Source organism: Lysinibacillus sp. F12 (assembly GCF_057773605.1).
Genome location: NZ_JBYMLP010000002.1, coordinates 259,579 through 282,726, shown reverse-complemented (window position 1 = coordinate 282,726; position 23,148 = coordinate 259,579). Strand labels below are relative to the sequence as shown.

General features: G+C 37.5%; 23 protein-coding genes and 1 riboswitch. Of the genes, 13 read left to right on the top strand and 10 right to left on the bottom strand.

The window, feature by feature from the left end; genetic code table 11:
- Positions 1-128 precede the first annotated feature (128 nt).
- Together AC3CH7_RS08390 and plsY are read right to left on the bottom strand one after the other, a co-directional pair.
- Positions 129-419 carry a HesB/YadR/YfhF family protein gene (locus AC3CH7_RS08390; RefSeq protein ID WP_031416033.1) on the bottom strand — a complete coding sequence of 97 codons (291 nt, stop codon included), beginning with the start codon at positions 417-419 and terminating at the stop codon, positions 129-131.
- A 19-nt stretch (positions 420-438) separates the two neighbouring features.
- Positions 439-1,041 carry a glycerol-3-phosphate 1-O-acyltransferase PlsY gene (plsY, locus tag AC3CH7_RS08385; protein ID WP_031416032.1) on the bottom strand — a complete coding sequence of 201 codons (603 nt, stop codon included), beginning with the start codon at positions 1,039-1,041 and terminating at the stop codon, positions 439-441.
- A gap of 537 nt (positions 1,042-1,578) precedes the next feature.
- Between plsY and parE the strand changes: the two genes are divergently transcribed.
- From parE to AC3CH7_RS08350, 7 genes are all read left to right on the top strand, one after another.
- Positions 1,579-3,555: a DNA topoisomerase IV subunit B gene (gene parE / locus AC3CH7_RS08380; protein WP_031416030.1), complete on the top strand. Its 1,977-nt coding sequence runs from the start codon at positions 1,579-1,581 to the stop codon at positions 3,553-3,555.
- Positions 3,552-5,990, top strand: coding sequence for a DNA topoisomerase IV subunit A (gene parC / locus AC3CH7_RS08375; protein WP_447402360.1), 2,439 nt, complete (start codon positions 3,552-3,554; stop codon positions 5,988-5,990). The genes parE and parC overlap by 4 nt, the downstream gene beginning before the upstream one ends.
- Positions 5,991-6,113: 123 nt before the next feature.
- Positions 6,114-6,224: riboswitch (TPP riboswitch) on the top strand.
- 155 nt (positions 6,225-6,379) lie between these two features.
- Positions 6,380-7,375, top strand: coding sequence for an ABC transporter substrate-binding protein (locus AC3CH7_RS08370; protein ID WP_012294623.1), 996 nt, complete (start codon positions 6,380-6,382; stop codon positions 7,373-7,375).
- A 1-nt stretch (position 7,376) separates the two neighbouring features.
- Entirely contained in the window at positions 7,377-7,670 is a 294-nt protein-coding gene (locus tag AC3CH7_RS08365; RefSeq protein WP_012294622.1) for a thiamine-binding protein, read from the top strand.
- Positions 7,667-8,440, top strand: coding sequence for an ABC transporter permease (locus tag AC3CH7_RS08360; protein ID WP_488381677.1), 774 nt, complete (start codon positions 7,667-7,669; stop codon positions 8,438-8,440). Before AC3CH7_RS08365 ends, AC3CH7_RS08360 begins: the two co-directional genes overlap by 4 nt.
- On the top strand, positions 8,415-9,164 hold the full coding sequence (locus AC3CH7_RS08355; protein ID WP_012294620.1) for an ABC transporter ATP-binding protein: 750 nt from the start codon (positions 8,415-8,417) through the stop codon (positions 9,162-9,164). Before AC3CH7_RS08360 ends, AC3CH7_RS08355 begins: the two co-directional genes overlap by 26 nt.
- Positions 9,154-9,903: a TatD family hydrolase gene (locus tag AC3CH7_RS08350; protein ID WP_036161772.1), complete on the top strand. Its 750-nt coding sequence runs from the start codon at positions 9,154-9,156 to the stop codon at positions 9,901-9,903. The genes AC3CH7_RS08355 and AC3CH7_RS08350 overlap by 11 nt, the downstream gene beginning before the upstream one ends.
- A 60-nt stretch (positions 9,904-9,963) precedes the next feature.
- On the opposite strand, the gene AC3CH7_RS08345 is transcribed toward AC3CH7_RS08350, so the two are convergent.
- The 5 genes from AC3CH7_RS08345 to AC3CH7_RS08325 all read right to left on the bottom strand — a co-directional run bounded on the left by AC3CH7_RS08345 (position 9,964) and on the right by AC3CH7_RS08325 (position 14,495).
- The gene (locus tag AC3CH7_RS08345) at positions 9,964-10,140 is read right to left on the bottom strand and encodes a hypothetical protein (protein ID WP_227256847.1); all 177 of its coding nucleotides are present in this window, start codon (positions 10,138-10,140) and stop codon (positions 9,964-9,966) included.
- A gap of 92 nt (positions 10,141-10,232) precedes the next feature.
- Entirely contained in the window at positions 10,233-11,777 is a 1,545-nt protein-coding gene (locus tag AC3CH7_RS08340; protein ID WP_036163773.1) for a solute symporter family protein, read from the bottom strand.
- Positions 11,778-11,785: 8 nt separating this feature from the next.
- On the bottom strand, positions 11,786-12,124 hold the full coding sequence (locus tag AC3CH7_RS08335; protein WP_031416022.1) for a DUF485 domain-containing protein: 339 nt from the start codon (positions 12,122-12,124) through the stop codon (positions 11,786-11,788).
- Positions 12,125-12,605: 481 nt separating this feature from the next.
- Entirely contained in the window at positions 12,606-14,159 is a 1,554-nt protein-coding gene (locus tag AC3CH7_RS08330) for a solute symporter family protein (RefSeq protein WP_036161769.1), read from the bottom strand.
- Positions 14,160-14,495 carry a DUF485 domain-containing protein gene (locus AC3CH7_RS08325; RefSeq protein WP_012294615.1) on the bottom strand — a complete coding sequence of 112 codons (336 nt, stop codon included), beginning with the start codon at positions 14,493-14,495 and terminating at the stop codon, positions 14,160-14,162. It abuts the gene before it with no gap.
- Between the two features lie 586 nt (positions 14,496-15,081).
- Between AC3CH7_RS08325 and AC3CH7_RS08320 the strand changes: the two genes are divergently transcribed.
- The 4 genes from AC3CH7_RS08320 (at position 15,082) to AC3CH7_RS08305 (ending at position 18,051) form a co-directional block, all read left to right on the top strand.
- Entirely contained in the window at positions 15,082-15,678 is a 597-nt protein-coding gene (locus tag AC3CH7_RS08320) for an SCO family protein (RefSeq protein WP_012294613.1), read from the top strand.
- A 317-nt stretch (positions 15,679-15,995) separates the two neighbouring features.
- A complete protein-coding gene (catA, locus tag AC3CH7_RS08315; RefSeq protein WP_036163740.1) occupies positions 15,996-16,643 on the top strand; it encodes a type A chloramphenicol O-acetyltransferase in 648 nt (215 codons plus the stop codon).
- 127 nt (positions 16,644-16,770) lie between these two features.
- Positions 16,771-17,268: a DinB family protein gene (locus AC3CH7_RS08310; RefSeq protein WP_031416019.1), complete on the top strand. Its 498-nt coding sequence runs from the start codon at positions 16,771-16,773 to the stop codon at positions 17,266-17,268.
- A gap of 357 nt (positions 17,269-17,625) precedes the next feature.
- Positions 17,626-18,051, top strand: a complete 426-nt coding sequence (locus AC3CH7_RS08305; protein ID WP_031416018.1) for a YfmQ family protein — start codon at positions 17,626-17,628, stop codon at positions 18,049-18,051.
- A gap of 321 nt (positions 18,052-18,372) precedes the next feature.
- On the opposite strand, the gene AC3CH7_RS08300 is transcribed toward AC3CH7_RS08305, so the two are convergent.
- Positions 18,373-18,648, bottom strand: a complete 276-nt coding sequence (locus AC3CH7_RS08300) for a YqhV family protein (RefSeq protein ID WP_012294608.1) — start codon at positions 18,646-18,648, stop codon at positions 18,373-18,375.
- Between the two features lie 365 nt (positions 18,649-19,013).
- On the opposite strand from AC3CH7_RS08300, the gene AC3CH7_RS08295 reads away from it, so the two are divergent.
- Positions 19,014-20,369 (top strand): FAD-binding oxidoreductase, encoded by a 1,356-nt coding sequence (locus AC3CH7_RS08295; protein ID WP_036161765.1) that lies wholly within the window; start codon positions 19,014-19,016, stop codon positions 20,367-20,369.
- Between the two features lie 304 nt (positions 20,370-20,673).
- On the opposite strand, the gene AC3CH7_RS08290 is transcribed toward AC3CH7_RS08295, so the two are convergent.
- Positions 20,674-21,258 carry a hypothetical protein gene (locus AC3CH7_RS08290; RefSeq protein WP_236249523.1) on the bottom strand — a complete coding sequence of 195 codons (585 nt, stop codon included), beginning with the start codon at positions 21,256-21,258 and terminating at the stop codon, positions 20,674-20,676.
- 235 nt (positions 21,259-21,493) lie between these two features.
- A complete protein-coding gene (locus tag AC3CH7_RS08285; protein ID WP_004229970.1) occupies positions 21,494-22,126 on the bottom strand; it encodes a hypothetical protein in 633 nt (210 codons plus the stop codon).
- A 251-nt stretch (positions 22,127-22,377) separates the two neighbouring features.
- Between AC3CH7_RS08285 and AC3CH7_RS08280 the strand changes: the two genes are divergently transcribed.
- A complete protein-coding gene (locus AC3CH7_RS08280) occupies positions 22,378-22,926 on the top strand; it encodes a DUF6143 family protein (RefSeq protein ID WP_012294604.1) in 549 nt (182 codons plus the stop codon).
- The last annotated feature ends 222 nt before the right edge of the window (positions 22,927-23,148 follow it).

Here is a 23,148-nt window from a genome sequence, read left to right as displayed (position 1 = left end):
GAATGTTCATTATTTATAGAATGGACAACTTTATGCGGAGATAAACGAAAAAGGAATGAAATTCTAGCTACTATTTTTCAAATAAAAAAACAGTATTTCCTTTCAAAGACTGAAAGGAAAATACTGTTTTATGTACGATACTCGTATTGTAATTCATCTAAACTAGCATCCACGTCCACATGTAAGTTATGATCGTTAAAGAACCATAAATCTTTTTCATCGATGTAATAGGTTACGCCATCAATGACTGCTTCAGCTCCAATAGCAATGGGCTCTTCTCGCGTCATACCTAGTGAAAAGCCTTCGTGAAAAGGACTTGAGCCACCATAGCGTGCATAAAAGCGAATAGTATCGCCTGGTTCTACTTCCATCTCTTGCTTGAACCATTGTAGGGCTTCATTTGTCAGTGCAATTTTCATAGCGAATGCTCCTCTCTTCCTACAGCCATTTTACCTTTGGCTCAGTGCCATTTTTAATACGTGCAATATTGGCACGGTGACGATAAATAATAAAGGTAAATAAAAAGGCTACCAAGATGCTTAATGCAAAGTCACCTGTAACAAAATAATAAACGATTGAATAGATAAGTGCTACTAAAGCGGCTATCATAGATGTTAGGCTGACGATTTTTGTGAGTTTCAATGTCACAAGAAAAGCAATTAGGAGCAAGACAAACAATGGCCATGAGTAGCCTAATAAAACACCTGCAGATGTGGCAACGGCTTTTCCACCACGGAAATTGGCGAAAATCGGAAACATATGACCAATCACTGCAACAAGACCTAGGATTAAGGGATGAATAGAACTGTCTGAGAATATGGGAAGTGCAGCTAGTAAGACAGCGGCAGTCCCTTTTAGAACATCCATCACAGTCACAACAATACCGGCCTTTTTTCCTAATGTTCGAAATGTATTCGTTGCTCCTAGATTACCGCTTCCGTGTTCTCGGATATCGGTATTATAAAAAATTTTACCTATCCATAGCCCTGAAGGTATAGAGCCGATTAGATAAGCACATAAAATAATAAGTCCATTGATCATAGTTGGACTCCTTTCATTCATAGTCCATCACTTGGTACTAATAGTTTGTAACAAGTATTTTACACTTTTTCTTGCTAATCTACAATGTTATGAAGGAGAATTCCTAAGGAGTCTTGAATTCAATACAAAAGAAACTAAATGTAAGTTGGAGATAGGCTTTTAGACATGATTGATGAAGGCACGAAAAAAGTCTTTCTTAAAATTTAGGCAAAATGGCAATTTTGTCAATCGTTCATTCCTTTGGTAGAATAGAAGTCTAACTTTATTCATTTACATGGAATGACGCAGAAACACTATTTTGCAACTAAATAAGCTACGATGCGTCAGGTGTTTACGGATACTAGTGGTTGTCTGTCTTGCTTAAATTCCAATTTTAAGCAACTGTTGAAGATGTTTACTATTGAAATGTTTATTAAAACTGTGAGCAATTTTTAAAAATTTAATTGGACCTGTCGCTAACTATTGACAGGAAATGCTATTATTATTAGGATGAGAACATAAATAGAACATGTGTTTGTTTTTTGGAGGGGAATTTTGTTGACGAATAAACAGTCACCTAGCGTCTATAATGATGACGCTATACAAGTATTAGAAGGATTAGAAGCGGTGCGCAAACGACCAGGCATGTATATCGGTTCGACAGATGGCCGTGGACTTCATCACCTTGTGTATGAAATCGTAGATAATGCGGTGGATGAAGCATTGGCTGGCTTTGGATCTCATATTATTGTCAAGATTCACAAAGACCAGAGTATTAGCGTACGCGATTTCGGCCGTGGAATGCCAACTGGTATGCATAAGATGGGTAAACCTACTCCTGAAATTATTTTTACCGTCCTACACGCAGGTGGTAAGTTTGGACAAGGTGGTTATAAAACAAGTGGCGGTTTGCACGGTGTAGGTTCTTCTGTTGTGAATGCGCTATCAACTTTTTTAGAAGTAACCATCCATCGTGATGGGAAAAAATATCGCCAGCGCTTCGAGCATGGTGGACATCCAGTGACAACACTTGAAGAAATTGGTCAAACAAAACAAACAGGAACGCTTGTTCATTTCCTACCTGATGAAACAATCTTCTCTGTCACAAAATTTAATTATGATACTTTAGCAGAACGTTTACGTGAGTCGGCTTTTTTATTAAAGGGCTTAAAAATTGAATTAATCGATGAGCGCGAGGAAGGCAAAAATGATGTGTTCTTTTATGAGAACGGCATTGAAGCTTTCGTTGCGTATTTGAATGAAGAGAAGGATGTTCTTCATCCTGTGAAATATGTTGAGGGTATTCAAGACGATATTGAAGTAGAGTTTGCCTTCCAATATAATGATGGTTATTCTGAAACGATTTTATCGTTTGTCAATAATGTACGTACACGAGATGGCGGTACACATGAAACCGGTGCAAAAGCAGCCTTGACGCGTGTCTTTAATGAATACGCAAGAAAAATTGGCTTATTAAAGGACAAGGACAAAAACTTAGAAGGAACGGATATTCGAGAGGGCTTAGCGGCTATCGTATCTGTTCGTATTCCAGAGCACTTATTACAATTTGAAGGACAAACAAAGGGCAAGCTTGGTACGAGTGAGGCTCGTTCAGCGGTAGATAGTGTGGTGTCTGAGCAAATTTTATATGTGCTAGAGGAAAATGCTGAATTGTCAGCGTCTCTTGTGCGTAAAGCGATTCGTGCGCAGCAAGTGCGTGAGGCGGCTCGTAAAGCCCGTGAGGATGCACGAAATGGTAAGAAAAACAAAAAGGGTAGTACGATTCTGTCTGGGAAATTAACGCCTGCACAGTCACGTAATGCGGCGAAAAATGAATTATATTTAGTCGAGGGTGATTCAGCGGGTGGTTCTGCAAAACAAGGTCGTGATCGAACATTCCAGGCGATATTACCACTGCGTGGGAAAGTTATTAACACAGAAAAAGCCAAGCTACAAGATATTATGAAAAACGAAGAAATTTCAACGATTATTCATGCGATCGGTGCAGGTGTAGGTACAGATTTTGCTGTGGAGGATTCAGCCTACAATAAGGTAGTCATTATGACCGATGCTGATACGGATGGTGCGCATATTCAAGTATTGCTACTAACGTTTTTCTATCGTTATATGCGTCCGCTCATCGAGGCTGGAAAAGTCTTTATTGCGTTACCACCACTTTATAAGGTTTCGAAAGGAACTGGCAAAAAAGAAGTGATTGAATATGCTTGGACAGAAAACGATTTACAAAAGGCCATCAAACAAGTTGGAAAGGGTTACATATTACAGCGCTATAAAGGTCTTGGAGAGATGAATGCTGACCAGCTATGGGATACAACAATGAACCCTGACACACGGACATTAATTCGTGTCACTATCGAGGATGGTGCACGTGCAGAGAGACGTGTCACGACGTTAATGGGCGATAAAGTAGAGCCACGTCGTAAATGGATCGAAGCCAATGTAGACTTCGGTATGGAGGATGATGCTAACATTTTAGAAAATGAATTCATCCAACAAGAGGAGGGCCAAGCATGAGTAGTACAGAAAAGTTTCAAGATTTACCTTTAGAAGAAGTAATGGGTGACCGTTTTGGTCGCTATAGTAAATATATTATTCAAGACCGCGCGTTGCCAGATGCACGTGACGGTCTTAAACCAGTACAGCGTCGTATTTTATATGCAATGTTTACGGAAGGTAATACACATGAGAAACCGTTTCGTAAATCGGCTAAGACAGTCGGAAATGTAATCGGTAATTACCATCCGCACGGAGATAGCTCAGTCTATGAGGCGATGGTTCGTATGAGTCAGGATTGGAAAGCTCGCCATATGCTTATAGAAATGCATGGGAATAACGGTTCGGTTGATGGAGATCCACCAGCAGCCATGCGTTATACGGAGGCAAGACTTTCTGCAATTGCTGGTGAAATGTTACGAGATATTGGGAAGAAAACGGTTGAATTCGTGCCAAACTTCGATGACCAGGATATGGAACCAACTGTTTTACCAGCTCGTTTCCCTAATTTATTAGTAAACGGCTCTACAGGGATATCTGCGGGTTATGCAACAGATATTCCACCGCATGCATTAGATGAAGTGCTGGATGCTGTTTTGATGCGCTTAGACAAGCCTACTGTGACAGTGGATGAATTGATGACAGTTATCAAGGGTCCTGATTTCCCTACAGGCGGAATTATTCAAGGTGTAGACGGCATTAAAAAGGCATATGAAACAGGGCGCGGTAAAATTATTGTCCGTGCACAAGCTGTGGTCGAACCTATCAAGGGCGGAAAAGAGCAAATTGTCGTTACCGAATTACCATACGATGTGAATAAAGCGAATCTTGTGAAAAAAATTGATGAGCAACGTGTAGATAAACGCCTTGAAGGGATTGCTGAAATTCGTGATGAATCAGATCGTACAGGGTTACGTGTCGTTATCGAGCTGAAAAAGGATGTTCCTGGACAGGGGATTCTACAGTACCTATTTAAAACAACAGATTTACAAGTAGCTTACAATTTTAATATGATTGCCATTCATAATCGTCGTCCAACGATGATGACATTACCATTATTGCTGGATTCCTATATTACTCACCAAAAAGAAGTGGTCACAAATCGTTCTATATATGATTTACAAAAGGCAAAGGATCGCTCCCATATCGTGGATGGCTTAATTAAAGCCCTATCTATTCTAGACGAGGTTATTGCTACGATTCGTTCATCTAACGATAAGAAGGACGCCAAGCTCAATTTACAGGCGAAGTTCGATTTTACTGAGGTACAGGCAGAGGCGATTGTGAGCCTGCAATTATATCGTTTAACGAATACCGATATTACAGAACTCCGTCAAGAACAGGATGACTTAAACAAATTGATTGCCAAGCTAGAAGGAATTTTACAAAGCGAGGCCAAACTTGTACGCGTCATTAAACAAGAATTGCTAGATATTAAAAAACGTTTCACAGAGCCACGTCGCTCGAAAATTGAACAAGAAATAGAAGAAATTAAAATTACATTAGATGTCCTTGTTCCAAGTGAAGAGGTTGTAGTGACTGTCACGAAAGATGGCTATATTAAACGTACATCTACACGATCCCATGCCGCCTCCAACGGTCAAGATTTTGCGATGAAAGATTCCGATTACTTATTGTATGAAGCAAACTTAAATACACAACATCATCTATTGTTATTTACAAATAGAGGGAATTATATTTATCAGCCTGTTCATGAATTACCTGATATTCGCTGGAAGGACCTTGGACAGCATATTTCAAGTATTGTGCCAACAAGTGAAGATGAGTCGATTATTGCAGTCTATGGCTTTGAAACATTTGAACAGCCAAATATGTATATTTTAACTGCTACGAAAGATGGCCAAATTAAACGTTCGCCATTAGCAGATTATGCTGTGACGCGTTATTCGAAGCCAATTAAAACAATGAATGTTAAAGCGGGCGATGCAATGATTTATGCATCGTTTATAACTGATGATGCGGAACTGCTCTTAACAACTGATACGGCCTATGCCATTCGTTTCCCTATTGAAGAACTACCAGTTACTGGAGTGAAAACGGGCGGTGTTAAAGGTATTACGCTAAAAGATGGAGAAGCTTTAGTCGGGGTCAATGTCCTACAGCCAGACGAAACACAATATGTCGTTATTGTGACACAACGAGGGGCTGTAAAGAAAATGAATGTCGCAGAGGTAGAAATAGCAAGTCGTGCCAAGCGTGGACTTAAAGTCCTTACAGAATTAAAAGCAAATCCTCATCGAATTGTCGCTGTTATTCAAGCAACAGACGATGAGCAGGTTGTGATTGAAACTGAAAAAGGCATACAAGAGGTTATCGATGTCCATGCATTGACGCGCGCTGATCGCCATTCTAATGGTTCATTTAAAGTGGACATTGCAACAGATGGAGCCATCTCACATGTTTTAACGGCCAAAAAAGAACAAAAAACAAGCTAACATCATGCCCAGTCTCTATAAGTAGAGCTGGGCTATTTGTTTATAGTGGCACAACTATCCAAAATTAGCATCTTGTCATTTAAGATCAACTATGGGTATAATAAACATCGAAAAGTTCATAGCGAAAGAATGTAGGGGGGCTAGTTATGGCTAGCTGAGATTGTGTCCGATAGACACTGACCCTTTGAACCTGATTTGGCTCGTACCAGCGTAGGGAACATCTATTCAAAAAAGCAAATGTTTTGGAGATTGATTGCAATACGTCTGGGAGGAATCCTAGGCGTTTTTTTATTTTCTAAGCAATATCTTACCAACCGTATAATACGCTTTCTTCTGGTGACAACATTCATTCATGAACACTTTCATATTACAAACTGGGAGGACCTAGCATGAAAAAATGGTTATTTATCCTATTAGCTACTCTATTGACGTTAGTAGGCTGTAGCGACAAGGAGGACAAGCAGTCTGCTGATACAAAGAAAAAGGTATCAGTGGTACTCGATTGGACACCGAATACGAATCATACAGGATTGTATGTTGCGAAAAAGCTCGGTTATTTTGAAGAAGTAGGCTTAGATGTTGATATTATAATGCCAGGAGAGGCAGGAGCCGATCAGCTCGTAGCTTCTGGTAAGGCAGAATTTGGCGTGAGTTATCAGGAGGGCATTACACAGGCTCGTGTTCAGGATGTGCCACTTGTTTCGATAGCGGCCATCATCCAGCATAATACATCTGGATTTGCTTCTGTAGCGTCAAAGGGTATTACCTCTCCAAAGGACTTTGAAGGAAAAACATATGGGGGCTGGGGAGCACCTCTCGAACAAGCGGTATTACAATCATTAATGCAAAAAGAAAACGCTGATATTAATAAATTAGACATTGTCAATGCGGGAGATTTAGATTTCTTTACGATGATGAAAAAGGACATCGACTTTGCTTGGATTTATTATGCATGGACAGGTATTGAGGCAGAGCTTCGTGGGGAAAAAATTAATATGCTGTATTTAACGGACTATAGTGATCAGTTAGATTACTATACACCTGTTTTAGCAACCAATGAAAAAATGATTCAAAACAATCCAGACAGCGTCAAAGCTTTTGTTGCAGCTGCATCGAAGGGCTATGAATATGCCATCGAGCATCCGAATGAAGCGGCTGATATTTTACTAGAAGCGGCACCAGACTTAGATAAGGAGTTAGTGCATAAAAGTCAAGAGTGGTTGGCTGATAAGTATCAGGATGACGCTAATCAATGGGGGGAGCAAAAGCTTTCTGTGTGGGAAAACTATGCTAAATGGATGTCGAGTAATAAAGTGTTAGAGGGCGAATTTGATGCTAAACAGGCGTTTACGAATGAGTTCCTACCGAAAAAGGAGGCCAATTAACATGGCAAATTCATTAATCAGTGTCCAAATCATTCCAAAGACAGAGAAATACGAGGATGTCATTCCTTATGTGGATGCGGCCATTGCGGTTATTGATGCATCTGGTGTGAACTATGAGGTTCATCCCCTTGAAACAACAATGGAAGGTGAGCTTACAACGCTTCTTCAAATCATTGAAAAAATGAATGTTAAGATGGTCGAGCTAGGAGCCATTAATGTCATTACACAAGTAAAAATTTTATATCAACCAAATGGGATTACCATGGCTACATTAACGGAGAAATATCAGTCATGAAACGGGCATTACAAAAGGGAAGGACGATAATGTTTATCGCCTTCCTCTTATTCATATGGGAGCTTGTTGTGCATATCGCTGATGTTCCTTCCTGGCTCCTACCAGCACCAAGCATAATCTTAAAGGAAGGCTTTCAATCATATCAAACGTTTCTGCCACATGCCCTGGCTACTGTGGAATTAGCTTTACTTGGACTTGCTATTGGGGTTGGCTGTGGTCTAACCGTGGCGATTGTTTTGCATCGTTTTACTTTCATTCGGTCGTTATTTTATCCGATTCTCATTATGTCGCAAAATATACCCATTCTTGTATTGGCGCCGTTACTTATTATTTGGTTTGGCTTTGGCTTATTACCAAAGCTCATCATTATTTGTCTAGTATGCTTTTTCCCTATTGTCATTGCGGCAATGGACGGTTTTCGTCAAACAGCACCCGAGTTAAAGCATTACTTCGAAATGATTGGAGCAACGAAGGCCCAAACGTTTTGGAAATTAGAATGGCCACATGCCTATCCGGCAATTTTCTCGGGCATAAAAATTGCTGCTACCTATAGTGTAATGGGAGCAGTTATTGCGGAATGGCTTGGTGCAAAAAAGGGAATAGGCGTATACATGACCTTAGCACAATCTTCCTTCCGTACAGATCGAGTGTTTGTCGCCATTTTTGCGATTGTCTTGCTAAGCTTATTGTTGTTTAGTAGTATCCGCTTGCTTGAAAAATTAATGGTAAAGGGGAGAGGTTATCATGCTCAGCATTCAAAACATCGCTAAATCCTTTGACAGTCTACATGTACTTGACCATGTTTCCTTTGATGTCAAGGATGGTGAGTTTGTGGCCATAGTAGGACCATCTGGCAGTGGTAAGAGTACCCTTTTTCAATTAATTGGTGGGGTCTCTTTGGTTGATCAAGGGACGATTTTATTAAATGGAGAGGAGATTCAGCAAAAAAGAGGCGCAATTGGCTATATGCCACAGCAGCCTTGTTTACTTCCTTGGCGTACTATTTTAGAGAATGTAACAATTGTCGAGGAATTACAGCAAAATCCAAATGTTGAACGTGCAAAAGGTTGGCTTGAAAAGGTGGGGCTTGCTTCCTTTAGTCAAGCTTACCCATACGAGCTCTCGGGAGGGATGCAACAACGTGTGTCTTTTATCCGTGCCATTGTCAGTGATAAACCTATTTTATGTCTAGATGAACCATTTTCTGCGCTTGATGAATTTACAAGACTGGAAATGCAGGCATGGCTCCTATCCATTTGGGAAGAGCATAAAAAATCTATCTTATTCGTCACACATAGTATTGAAGAGGCCCTCTTTTTAGCCGATCGTATAATTGTTTTATCGAAACGGCCTGCAACAGTGAAAAAAGAAATGATTGTGCCATTTGAGCGCCCCCGCAAAGAAGAAATTCGTCATTCTGCCACATTCACAGCCTTGAAGCAACAGTTATTCACGTATTTACAGGAAGAAAAGGGGGATTTGAATGTTGATTGATGCCCATATTCATTTAGATCAATATAAGGACGTGGAAATACCTTCATTATTGGCAGAAGTAGAGGCATTAATTGCGGTAAGTATGCAGTTGTCCTCCTGTCAAAAGACGTTGCATTTAGCGAAGGTCTATCCCAAGGTGAAGGCGGCTTTTGGGTTTCATCCTGAACAGCCTTTACTGGATGAAATAGAAGAGAAGGCTTTATTTGATTGGATTCGCGCGCATCGTGATAACATGGTAGCGGTTGGTGAGGTCGGTTTACCCTATTATTTAAGGCAAGAACAAGCCTTGGATGTTCGTCCATATGAGGCTTTATTGGAACGATTTATCGTATTGGCTAAGGAATTGGGCAAACCGATTGTGTTGCATGCTGTATATGAGGATGCTAGCATCGTGTGCGATTTGCTAGAAAAGCATCAGCTTTGTCAGGCTCATTTCCATTGGTTTAAAGGGGACGAGGCAGTCATGAAACGCATGATTCGGCGAGGTTATTTTATCTCTATTACGCCTGATGCATTGTATGAAGAGGAAATTCAACAGCTAATTCAAATCTACCCGATTGACTTAATGATGGTAGAAACAGATGGCCCATGGTCGTTTGAGGGACCTTTTACAAATAAACCAACGTCTCCGTGGATGATGCATTCGACGATTGAGGTGATTGCAGCCATCAAGGGATTGTCTATTCAGCAAGTGGCTAAAATTATCACTCAGAATACAAAAAACTTTTATCGACTTTAAGGTAACGTGGCAATTGCCACTTATGTTTTCTACAATAATAAAAGCAGTATAGGATATCAATTAGTTATCCGTATACTGCTTTTTATGTTTAGTAAAATCATGCATCAATTTCTCTGTTTTTGTTTTGGTGGTGCGTTCATGTGTGCTGAAGGAATTGGATTGGCGATTTTTCTCTACATCCTTGCCAGCAGTTCTTTTTATATGCATCCGCTTCTTTTTCGCCCTAGATTGAGCCATTTTCATTCCCTCCTTTTAACAATTATAGTAACGAAAATGAATGAAAAAGTAAAACCTCGTAAGCAAGAACTTACGAGGTTTATGAAATCGATTTAGTGAGATACGTCCTGTACAGAAATACCTGTGTTTGCTTTAACGTCAACTTCACGATATTTTGCATCATCAGTTTCTTTAGAAAGTAATGTGCCGATGAAACCACCAAGGAAACCAAGCGGTACAGAGATTAGGGCAGGGTTCGTTAACATAATTAACGGATCACCAACAAAAATCGCCTTGCCTTCAACTGGATTCCATACGTTTGGTGACATAGCTACTAATACTAATGCAGAGATTAAGCCTGTTAACATCGCTGTAACAGCACCAGCTGTATTAAAGCGTTTCCAATAAATTGTGTAAATAATAACTGGAAGGTTAGCGGAACCTGCAATACAGAATGCTAAAGATACTAAGAATGCAACGTTTAATGTTTGTGCACCAAGAGCTAATAGAATAGATATTACAGCGATTGTAATGGAGCCAATACGAGCTGCAAGAACTTGCTCTTTTTCAGTAACTTTACCCTTTTTAATGATTTGACCATAAATATCATGTGATAGGGCAGAGGCACCTGAAAGGACAAGGCCTGCTACTACCGCTAAAATTGTTGCGAATGCTACCGCACAAACGAATGAGAATAGAATGTCGCCTCCTAGTGCTTCTGCAAGAAGAGGGGCTGCCATATTACCTGCAGCGTTAGCCGCAATAATATCTTCTTTTCCAACGAATGCTGCTGCACCGAAACCTAAGAAAATGGTTAAAACGTAGAATATACCTACAATCCAAGTTGCCCAAATAACAGATGAACGAGCCGTTTTTGCATCTTTTACTGTAAAGAAACGCATTAAGATATGTGGAAGACCCGCAGTACCTAATACTAATGCAATTAACATTGAAATTGTGTCAAGTCCCTCTGTATATTTTAGACCAGGATTTAAATAAGCAGCACCATTATCAGTCACTGTAGACATTTCCTTGAACATTGTTGCAATACTGAAGCCAAACTCTTTTAATACTAAGAATGAGATAATCACTGTACCTAGCATTAAAAGACAAGCTTTAATAATTTGAACCCATGAAGTCGCTGTCATACCACCGAATAATACGTAAGTTGTCATCATGAAACCTACGATCAATACAGCTACCCAGTAGTCGATACCTAAAAGTAATTGAATAAGTGCTCCTGCACCAACTAGTTGTGCAATCATGTAGAATAAAACAATGGTAATAGTGCTTAAAGCAGCTGTTCCACGTACTTTCGCATTATTGAAACGCGCTGTAATCATGTCAGCTAAAGTGAACTTTCCAAGGTTACGTAATGGCTCAGCAACGATGTATAATACCACTAAGTAAGCGACTAAATAACCAATAGAGAAGAAGAATCCGTCAAATCCAAATAGTGCTACTGCACCTGCAATCCCTAAGAAAGAGGCTGCCGATAAATAGTCACCTGCGATAGCTAGTCCATTTTGCCAGCCTGTTAAGCCCCCACCAGCTGTATAGAAGTCACTTGCAGAAGAAGTTCGTTTAGATGCCCACCATGTGATAACTAATGTTAAACCAACAATGGCTACAAAGAAGAATATGGCTGTAAAGCTCATTCCGTTATTCATCGGTGGCCACCTCCGTTCTCGTATTCTGCGATAATTGCTTTAGCTTCTCTGTCAAAGCTATTTGCTTTAGCTACATATAAATGACATAACCCCCATGTCATAATGAATAGCCCTGCGGAATAAATCCACACCCAAGTAATTTCCCCAAATGCCTTTTGGTGTAGAATTGTTGTGTACGATGTCAGAATTGGTAACAACATGTAGGCCAATAAAAATATGGCAGTCATAGACCAAAGAAAAGAGTTCTTTCTACGTACAAGAGACTTAAACGATTCTTGGTTTGCAATTGCATCATAGTCAATCACGACACCTTTTTTTGCTTGATTGTTCGCCATTAACATTCCCCATTTTGTGTATATTTTTTCTGCCTTAAGACTTGATTTTGCTAGTTTAGTGAATTCACATTCTCATTTTATGAAAGAGTTCACAAAATTGCAATACATTTCAGAAAAATTATGTAAAAAAAATTTTTCTGAAAATAGTCCTGAAAGAGAAAATAACCTCCTAAATCAAGAATATATAGGGTTTTAGAATATTCAGACAAATAAATGAAGCAAAGAGAAATCTAGATTCTTAACAAAAAAAGAACGATAAATTTATAAAAATGCCTAGATTTTTTATCCATATTTAAATACTATTGCCTTAGTGAAAATTGGTTTTTTTCTGTATTTTGGAAGTCAAATAATATTGTTCGATAAGTAAATTGCTAGTTGTGGAATAACAAAAAAGGCGAAAAACTCGACCAAAAATCGAATTTTTTGCCTATTTTTTTGTATATTTTGAATTTCGGTTCATTATGCATAAGGTGCATAAAAATTAATGTGAAATATCAGATACAGAAACGCCAGTATTCGCTTTTACACGAATTTCTTTATAAATACGCTCGGCCTCTTCAGTCGGTACTTTACTAGATGAAAGGACTGATCCCAAATAACCTGCAATAAAGCCTAATGGAATGGTAATAATGGCCGGAACAGCTAGTGGTACAAGTGGCTTACCAACAAAAATAGCTGCACCTTCAACAGGACTCCATACATTTGGTCCCATCGCTCCTAAGATTAAACAAGAAATTAACCCTGTTAGCATGGCTGCTACAGCACCAGTAGAATTGAATTTCTTCCAATAGATAGTATAAAGAATGACAGGTAAATTTGCGGAAGCACCAATACAAAACGCAAATGACACTAGAAACGAAACGTTTAAGCTTTGTGCAAACAGCGCCAAAACAATAGAGACAATTGCAATGGAAATAGAGCCTGTACGTGCTGCAACTACCTGTTGCTTTTCTGTTAATTTTCCACCTTTCATAATTTCTCCATATATATCATGTGAAATCGCGGATGCTCCTGTTAATACTAAGCCAGAAACGACGGCTAAAATTGTTGCAAAGGCTACAGCCCCAATAAATGCCATTAACACATCACCGCCTAAATAATGTGCGAGTAGTGGAGCAGCTGTGTTACCAGCCTTACTTTCAGCTAAAATTTGATCGAGACCGACAAAGTTTAACGCGCCGAATCCTAAAAATATAGTTAACGAGAAGAAGATAGCTGTAATCCAAGTTGTCCATGAAATAGAAGAACGAGCTGTTTTAGCATCTTTTACAGTAAAGAAGCGCATTAATATATGTGGTAAACCGGATGTTCCTAAAACTAGGGCCATCATCATAGAGACAGAATCAATCGTGCTTGTGTATTTAATTCCTGGTACAAGGAATTCCTCCCCATGATCGACTGCAATTGTGTCAAACATTTTCATTAGAGAGAAATCAAACTTCACTAATACTAATATTGCTAATAAGCCTGTCCCGAATAATAGTAGACTAGCTTTAATAATTTGCACCCAAGACGTCGCTGTCATGCCACCGAATAAAACATAAGTAGTCATCATTACACCGACAATTAACACAGCAACCCAATATTCAATGCCGAACAGTAGTTTAATCAATGCGCCTGCACCTACAAGCTGTGCAATCATATAAAGAATCACAATAATAATCGTACCTGATGCAGCTACGCCACGAATTCGCTTTTCATTAAAACGAGCCGTTAACATGTCAGCTAGTGTATAGCGGCCTAAATTGCGCATAGGCTCAGCAATAACGTATAAAAGCACTAAATTGGCTACAACATAGCCCACTGAGAAGAAGAAACCGTCAAAGCCAGTTAAAGCAATCGCACCCGACACCCCAAGAAATGCCGCTGCTGATAAATAATCACCAGCAATGGCAAACCCGTTTTGCCATCCCTTTAATCCGCCGCCAGCTGTGTAAAAATCAGCTGCTGAGGAAGTGCGCTTTGCTGCAATATAGGTAACAACGAGTGTTAAACCAACAATAGCTAAAAAGAAACCAACGGATACAATATTCATTTAGTTACCACCTTTCGTTTGATACTCGGCTAACACAGCAGCTGCAGCTTTATCGAATGAAGCAGCTTTTTTTACATATACTGTACAGAGCACGATAGTCATCACAAATAATCCAGCTGAGTACACCCATACCCCTGTAATATTTCCGAAGAATTTTTGTTGTAGTACAGGCTGGAATGCGAGGATTGGAAGTAGGATATAAAGAATAAGAAACAGTGCTGTAATCGAAAAAAGAAAGGTGTTTTTCTTTTTCACAAAACTATTGAACGATTCCATAGCCTCGATTGCATGATAATCAATAGGTTGTGCTTGTTTTTTACTAGAAACATTCGCCATTATTATTCCCCCTAAAGTTATATATTTCTGTTTTAAACGACATATTTCTTTTTCGTTCGTCGTTATATTCACTTATTTTATGGGGGATATTCTTATAATGCAATACTAAATTTTGAGTTTTTATAATTTTTAGTCATTTCATTTTTATGGTAATAACATAGAAATATTAAGGATTTAATAGAGAAATATTGTTTGAAAGAGAGTGATTATTTTTATTGATATAATATTCTTAAAATAGCTTGCTGCTAATAAAAATGATTGCGGGAGAAAATTTGCACTTAAAAGAGAATTTTCTGTATTTTATTATTCTGCTATTAAAATTCCAGATTCATAATAAGGTGAAGAATCGTTTGTTATATAACAATCGTTATTTTCTTTGGGAAATAACGAAAATAATAAAAAAAAGCTATGAAAAAATTTCTGAAAAAGGAGAGCTATTCGGAAGAATAAGTATGATGGAGTTCCAAAATTAGTTAATGTTCACAACTTACACAAAATGCATTGCTTGCGGAAGTTCATTATCTTGTATTTGGTATCTAGAATGCATAAAATAAGGTGAAGAAATGAAGGGATGTGTGCAATACAAATGAAAAAGAAAAGCATACTGCTAGTTTTAGTACTAGCAATCAGTAGCATTTTAGCTGCTTGCGGAAGTTATAAATTTGAGCCATCTTTAAACATTGAGGTTCAAGATTTTAATGTAACCAATCAAAAAAATGAACAGGTAAGCCTGGATGATTTAAAGGGCAAGCCGTGGTTGGCTATGTTTATTTTTACAAACTGTACAACAATCTGTCCGCCCATGACATTTAATATGACAGAGGTACAGCAGGCACTGCAGGATGAAGGCCTTGAAGATTATCAAATTGTTGCATTTAGTGTAGATCCAGAAGTGGATAAGCCAGATGTATTAACAAACTACCTAAATACGTATAACGTTGCAGATGAAAGCAAGTGGCAGCTACTAACAGGTTATCAGCAAAAATTTATCGAGCAATTTGCACGTAAATCATTCAATTCTTTAGTCAAAAATGATCCTAACTCAGACCAAGTCATACATATGTCGAGCTATTATTTAGTGAATGCAGACGGCACAGTTGTAAAAGACTATGATGGCGCGACGAACGTACCAGTTGAAACAATCGTTGGAGATATGAAGGCACTTATTAAGGAGAGCAAGTAACGCAGAGGTCCATGGGACTTCTGTGTTTTTTTGTGGTCTAGGGAGTCTCCTTCAAAAATGGATTCGTCTCCATTTACTTTCTCAATATTGCATATTAAATGTTATGTATATACGCAAGTAAAAGCCCCTCTCGAAATTCGGTTTTTTACGACAAATTTTGCTATTAAGAAGCTCTAGTATTATGATGATAATTGACTATCCCATCACATATCCTTATACTGTTCTCATATTTCATTTAGAAAAAAGGATGATTTAAATGAAAAAAGCAGTGAAAATTGCCTCCTAAATCCAATAAAACATTTTAGGAGGCGTAAAAAATGGAATTTAATTTGATTGACCGTGAGAATTGGCACCGCAAAGAGTATTTTGAACACTATTTACAACAACAAACAACCTTTAGTATAACGAATGAAATTAATATTACTGTTTTGATGGAGAATTTAAAGAAAAAGAATTTTAAGCTATATCCCGCGTTTATTTTTATGATGACTAAAATAGTCAATGCTCATCAAGAATTCAGAACTAACTTTAACGAAGAAGGGCAATTAGGTTATTGGACGGAAATGTTACCATCTTACACAATTTTTGAAAAACAGTCGTGCACATTTTCTTGCGTTTGGACATCCAATTTAACTCCATTTTCTGAATTTCACAAACAATACGAGCAAGATGTAGATATGTATAAAGGTACAGGTCGAATGTTTCCAAAAATGCCTGTGCCAGAAAACAATATCCCAATCTCTATGATTCCTTGGTGTTCCTTTACTGGATTTAATTTGAACATTCATAATGGTGGAGATTACCTACTACCAATTATAACCGGCGCTCAGTATACGCGTATAAATGGGGAGTACCACCTACCAATCTCCCTACAATTTCATCATGCCGTTTGTGATGGTTATCATGCAGGTATCTTTATGAATGAGCTGCAAGGACTTGCTGATAATAGTGCGGAGTGGCTATAGTTTTTTTATGAAAGAAGCTGTGATTACAGCTTCTTTTTATTGCCGTAAGCATAAAGCCAAGTCTAGTGAGAGCTTTCTATTTGAATGGAATTTATAGTATGCTAACCAAAAGGGAGGAGAGGAATCTATGATTAAACAACTGATTATCGGCGACACATTGCATGAATTAGCCGCTACACGCCGCATTTTGGAACGTTTGCCTGAGGAGCACCTGTCGTGGAAGCCGCACGAGAAATCGATGACACTTGGTGGGTTAGCCACACATTTAATCAACTTACTGAACTGGCAAATCGCAATACTTCAGCACTCAGAGTTTGATCTTTTGACAGTACCGCTGAGAAGGGAGCCAATAGATAAGCAAGCTTCCATTCTGAATGAATTTGATGAAAACGTAGACAAGCTTGAAAAGTTGCTAGCTGAATGTAACGAGAAGCTGCTTGCTGAAGAATGGACATTACGTCAAGGTGAACATATCATCCGCAGTCAGCCACGAGCCATGGCGTTCCGTACCTTTGGATTAAGCCATATGATTCACCATAGAGCGCAAATCGGAGTATATTTACGCCTTCTCAATATTCCGGTGCCCGGCAGCTACGGTCCCTCGGCTGATGAAGAAGCACCATGAATGAAGTTTCTTAATTCGATAAGAGCAGAATCTTAATCTACCAATGATAAAAAGGAATGTCCAAAACGAATTGTCTTAAAAAGGACAAAAAGTTTTGGGCTTTTTATATTTTGCTGGATTAATAGGGTATTAGAAGTATTAGATTTACTTCGATACATGACATACCAGAGATGTTATTAGTACATAAGTGGATGGTCAAAAAAATTAAAAATTGGAGGGTGATAAATAATATAAATCCCTTATCATTGAAAGGTGGATGATAAACATCAATATAGCGTAATTACTGATTAATGAGAAATGAAATTATTAATATAGTAGTAGCTATTAAGAAAAAATAGCTGAAAGAGTTGATAGGATATGACAACGGGATTGATAATTACAATAGTGATTGGATCTATTATTAAATTGTTAATGAGCCCACCAAGTATAGCTGTGGCGTGGCTAGTAAATAAATTTGAGCTTCATAAAGAACTCGACTCAAAAGAGGTTACGATCTCATTTAAGGGAAAGAATTTAGAAGAGAGAGAAAAAATAAGATTTATAGACTTTTTTAACAAAGCTATCTTTTTGAAAAAATATTATATATTTCCGGGCAATGAAAAATTATTTTTACAGCCTGAGACGAATGTTACACCTTTTATCATCAACTTAAAAAGTGGTAAAAAAGATGTGAATTTCTTAATTTTTCCCTACGACAATCATGTGGATGTAGTCAGGAAGCGTAAGGAGAAAGTGATTTCATATAGTCTAAGTTCAGAAAGTCTACAAAACTTCACTATTTAAACTTCTAATGCGATTTTCGAAAAAATAGGGATTTGGTCGTACTTCGGTTATCGGTGCGAATCCCTTTTTTTATACGAAATTATAGAGGGATAGAATAGGACATAGTTTTGTAGTGAATGTACTTGGTATCTTAATGGGTATTCTGGATGATGCGTTCAATGTTGCTTCTATCCTCCAAAGGCTTCTACAAGAAGTGATTCATATAAAATTAGAAAATGATGGGACGGTTTGAGGTAGATGTTATGACTTTTTAAAGAGAAGAGTTAGTTTTAATATATAAGGGCGCTTTCCTGGAAAGTGCTTTTTTAGATTCATTTATTATTACTTAATATGTGAGCTTATTATAATAAGGGTAATTCCCGTAAATAGGCAAATGATTCTCGTCACAGGAATTTTATCAGCTAATCCAAATAATGCAATTGCAGTCGTGACAATTAAAACGGTTGGGCCAAACAAAGCAAGCATTGTATTAATATAGAATGCTTTTTCCAAGTTATTCAGCTTCAGCATTAACAATCCAGCACTAACTTCAATACTTCCAGATAATACACGTAAAATAACCATAGCAAGAAGCGATTTATCAATTATTGTCATCATCCTATCTTTATAGATAATTTTCGCTTATTTTATAATTTCATGATTAGGCTAATAATAGACTCCTGTTTTCAAGCAATATTAAAATCAATATATGTAGGATTCATATTTAATATTCTTTTTATCTGATACTTTAAAGTTATTAAGTTAATAGGTAAATTTCTAGTTTTATTGTAGGTAAGGTTAGAATTTATCCTAATTACAAACAAATTATTAATAGTATAAAAATCTACTTGTTTTCGAGCACAACTTTTGAAGTGATTGATACCCCTGAGAACTTCAATCATACGTCCCTAATACCTACACCCTTTTGAAGCCAAAGAATACGATAATAAAAAACTATTATTGTATTAGTAGAGGTGACTGAAATGGAACAAGATTTTAAGCTTTTAAAAGGATTAACAGGTGAAGTGATAACGATAAAAAATCCTAATTATGATGAAGCACGACAAGAATGGAATCGAGCTAATCAGAAATTCCCGCTGGTAATTGTATATTGTGAAATAAAGCAGGATGTTGTTAACGCCGTTCTTTGGGCACGTAGACATTGCATCGGAATTCGCATTAGGTCGGGTGGACATCATTATGAGGGATATTCCTCTGGTGATTTTGTATTGGTAATTGATATAAGTCGCTTAAATGCAATGAGTTTGGAGAAGAAGGAAGATGTATTAACAATCGAAGCAGGAGCAAAAAATTCAGACGTATATGATTTTATAGGTTCAAATGGATATGTTTTTCCAGGGGGAACTTGCCCGACCGTTGGAGTTTCTGGCTTTACACTGGGTGGAGGTTGGGGATTCTCCAGTCGACTTTATGGTCTAGGGTGTGACAGTTTGATTGAACTTGAATTGGTAGATTTTGAGGGAAGAATCATAAAGGCAAATAAAAATTGCAACTCTGATCTTTTCTGGGCTTGTCGTGGTGCTGGTGGAGGTAATTTTGGGGTGGTTGTAAGCATGACTTTTCAGTTACCAAAACCAATAAAAGGCCCTGTCACATTAATTAGATTCTTTTATGTAAATACTACAAAGGCTAAGCAACTAGAAGTTATGGATATTTGGCAAAACTGGTTACCTGAATTGGATAAACGAATGACTTTGGTTGCAAGCTTTTATAACACTGAGGAAGAAGGGTTAGGTATTTTTGCAACAGGATTTTTTTACGGTTCTTCAAGATTGGCAAAGAAAATTTTACAACCTTTTGCAAAAATAGAGGGTTTTCGAATGAACTTAGAAGAATTATCCTTTCTAGAAGCAGTGAAAAGGGTAGAGGCAACTTATCCACCGTTTGAAAAATTTAAATCAACGGGTAGGTTTGTTCAAAGGAGCTATACATCCGATGAGCTCGAAAATATTGGAAGACTTGTGGAAAGCCCTCCCAATGGTTCAGTTTATGCAGCTATATCCTTTTATGCACTAGGGGGAGCAATCAATAACATAGATAAAAATGAAACGGCCTTTTACTATAGAGATGCTAAATATATCATGGGCATTCAGTCTGTATGGATAGACGATAGGTATGCTAAGGGAAATCAGGAATGGGTTCGTGAACGCTTTGAAATTATTAAAAAGATGACAAAAGGTTCCTATGTGAACTTTCCCATTAGTCATCTTAAAAATTTTGAGAAAGAGTATTTCGGAGGCAATGCACAGAGGTTGAATCGAGTAAAAAGTAAGTATGATCCCTTGAATGTATTTAGGTTTCCACAGGGGTTAAAGTGAAATAGAAAATTAGGATAGATTTTAAAATGATAAAAGTAAAGTGAACACCAAATTAACACTACACCACAGTTTAGTAGTTACTACTAACTGTGGTGTAGTTTTGCTGGGGCCAGTTTAGACATCCCTCAGCTCTCACTCAGTTCCATTCAATAGCGAATAATGGTTCGATGTGAAACCCCGTATTTCTTTGCAATCTCCTGAGTGGTTCATTATGGATTATAAATATTTTATACATACAATGATTGAAGGAATAAATAGAACTCAATCACCTTCATTATCCTAAATAACAGTAGGTGAAGTTGAATTATTTTTTAGTTACTATATGAATACCTGCACTTGCAGTACCAATTAAATTAACTGGGAAGTTTACCATTATTGATGAGATATAAAATACCATTAATAAACAATCTCCAACTGATATAGATAAGGGTGAAATATTACTTGATGCGAAAGCAATTTGTCCGAAGGTTACTACTGGTAATGTTATAGGGGGAGTTAAATCAACAAAGGCACTTGTACCAGTGAACATATTACTTCCAACGGGTGCATGAAAAATTTGAGCTCGGATTGTAACAGATCCTTCTACTAAAGGTAATGATCCTAATGGAGAAAATGACGCTGAGATAGCTGTAATGTTACCATCACTAGGAACTGTGAAGGCTTCACTCGTGTTTCCATTTAAGTTAATGACATTATTTATAATCGAAACGGTATTTGCAGTACCGAACCCTATACTACTTGCAAGTCCAACTAGAGCTTGAATATGTGATGTTGAATTTCCAGTTGAGAATGCAATTATAGTGTTATCAGTAGGAGAAGAAGGGTTTATACAGTTGGTTTCTGTAGCCATAAATGGTCCGGAGTTATCGCATGCTCTAAATGTTGACAATCTACTATTATACCGACAATTATCCATACAAGAACTTATCCCCTTTCTATTTATAATATGTAGTAAAGAGTATTAGACATGAACAATCACCTTATGTATGGATATTTTAATGTAGTAAAAACACTTTCAAATGGTTCACAAATGAACAACATATACTATAGATAAGAAAGACCACATTGCGCGACAAGTGATCCTTCTTGTTTATACGTCCAATTAATTTATAGGAAACCCAGTTTTAGTCATCGCATGTATATTTAAATTCCGGATTAGTCTGAATAAAATAGCCACTTCTAACTTGCCCTGCCCAATTCTGCAGTGCTTCTTTCCATGCTACACTTTCAAAAAATTCATCTACTGTCGTTGTTTCAGAAAACCAAATTAATGGAGTGAAGGGTGCAAGGGGTCCCGCATCACCCCAAATCCCCCCAGCTTTAATAGTACTTTGTTTCACAAGAAGCAAAGGGAGCCCGTGTTGAAAAGACATGGAAGGTTCTATTTGCATGAAAGGTGAATAGGGCTCTAATTGATCCGTACGACGTGTTGGTTTTAAAAGGGCAGCTATAGTTCCGTAACTAGAGTTTACAATTCTACGGACATTTTCTAAAGTGGTGTTAGGATACTGGTCTGTATTTGGTAGTGTTCTAGGGAAAAGAAGCACCTCTTTTATTTCATTAAACATGCGAATAATGAATCGCTGCTCTTGTGATAATGGTGGTTGCGATGGTCCCAGAGTAAATAGGTTTTGGTGGCTAAAAAAAATGGGTATACGGAAAAAAGCACTCGCTGCCTCATTGAAATCATCTACAGCTTTATAAAATTGATCTATTTCATTATTAGTAGCATTTTTTCTAGTTTTATTCTCACTCAATTTTTTATCAACTCCTCTCCATAACTTATTCATAAGTTGGAAGTGAGGGGTGTGTTTACATACAAAGTTCACTATTCATTTTTGTATTCATGAATAATTTTAAATAGATATTTAATTCTAGAGTTATATTTTTTCATGAAAAAATATAATGAAGCTAATTATTCGTCTGTTCAACATTTTTGTTTCAGAAAAATCTTTATCTGCACATTTTATATTAATTTACATAAATTGTAGAAAGGAGTGTTGTTCTTATGATGAATCATGATCGAATGATTAAGGCTGTTAATATACCTAATCCATTATATCAATCATTACAGGGGAGATATTTTGTAGGACAAACTGAAGCGATTTGTTTCGGACAAGGAAAAAATGCTTGGGGTAGTTTAAGTAACCCCCATCATTCAAATGTAGATCTATTTGTCAATGCGTTTACCATAACGAATCACTCAAATCAACCTTTTGTAGCTGAAATCTGGTTTAACGCAATTCCACCTGGAAATCCAATGGTTTCGAAAAATGTGACACCTTCAAACACAGCCATTTCTCCACTTCCAAAGCCGGAGGTGAACATCAAATTTGCTGAACTTGTTAATGGACTACCTAAGAATGGAATCAATGCGTTTAAGCGAATAGTACCCCCGCAAAGTACTTTAGTTAGTGATGAAGATGGAAAATATATTTTCCCATCGGGTGAATCATTTGTCATTTTTTTAGTTGCACCAGACAATGAATATATTGAGGCAGAAGTTGCATTTGGATGGTTTGAAAAAACGGTTAGGAAAAAGAAAATTATTAACTAAAATTCGAATATTAATATTTACTTAGTTCATATTTTAATAAAAGAGTTCTGACGGTGGATGCTTAACCTTCTTACTTATAGAAGATTTTCCATTAGAAATAACTCCGAAAAAATGGAATAGCCTTGTGTATTCGCACCAAAAAAACAGGTATCTATAGGTTTCGTTTCAGGATGAATATGTACTTTGGTCAGACAGTAATGGAATAATGGTTAAACAAAACAA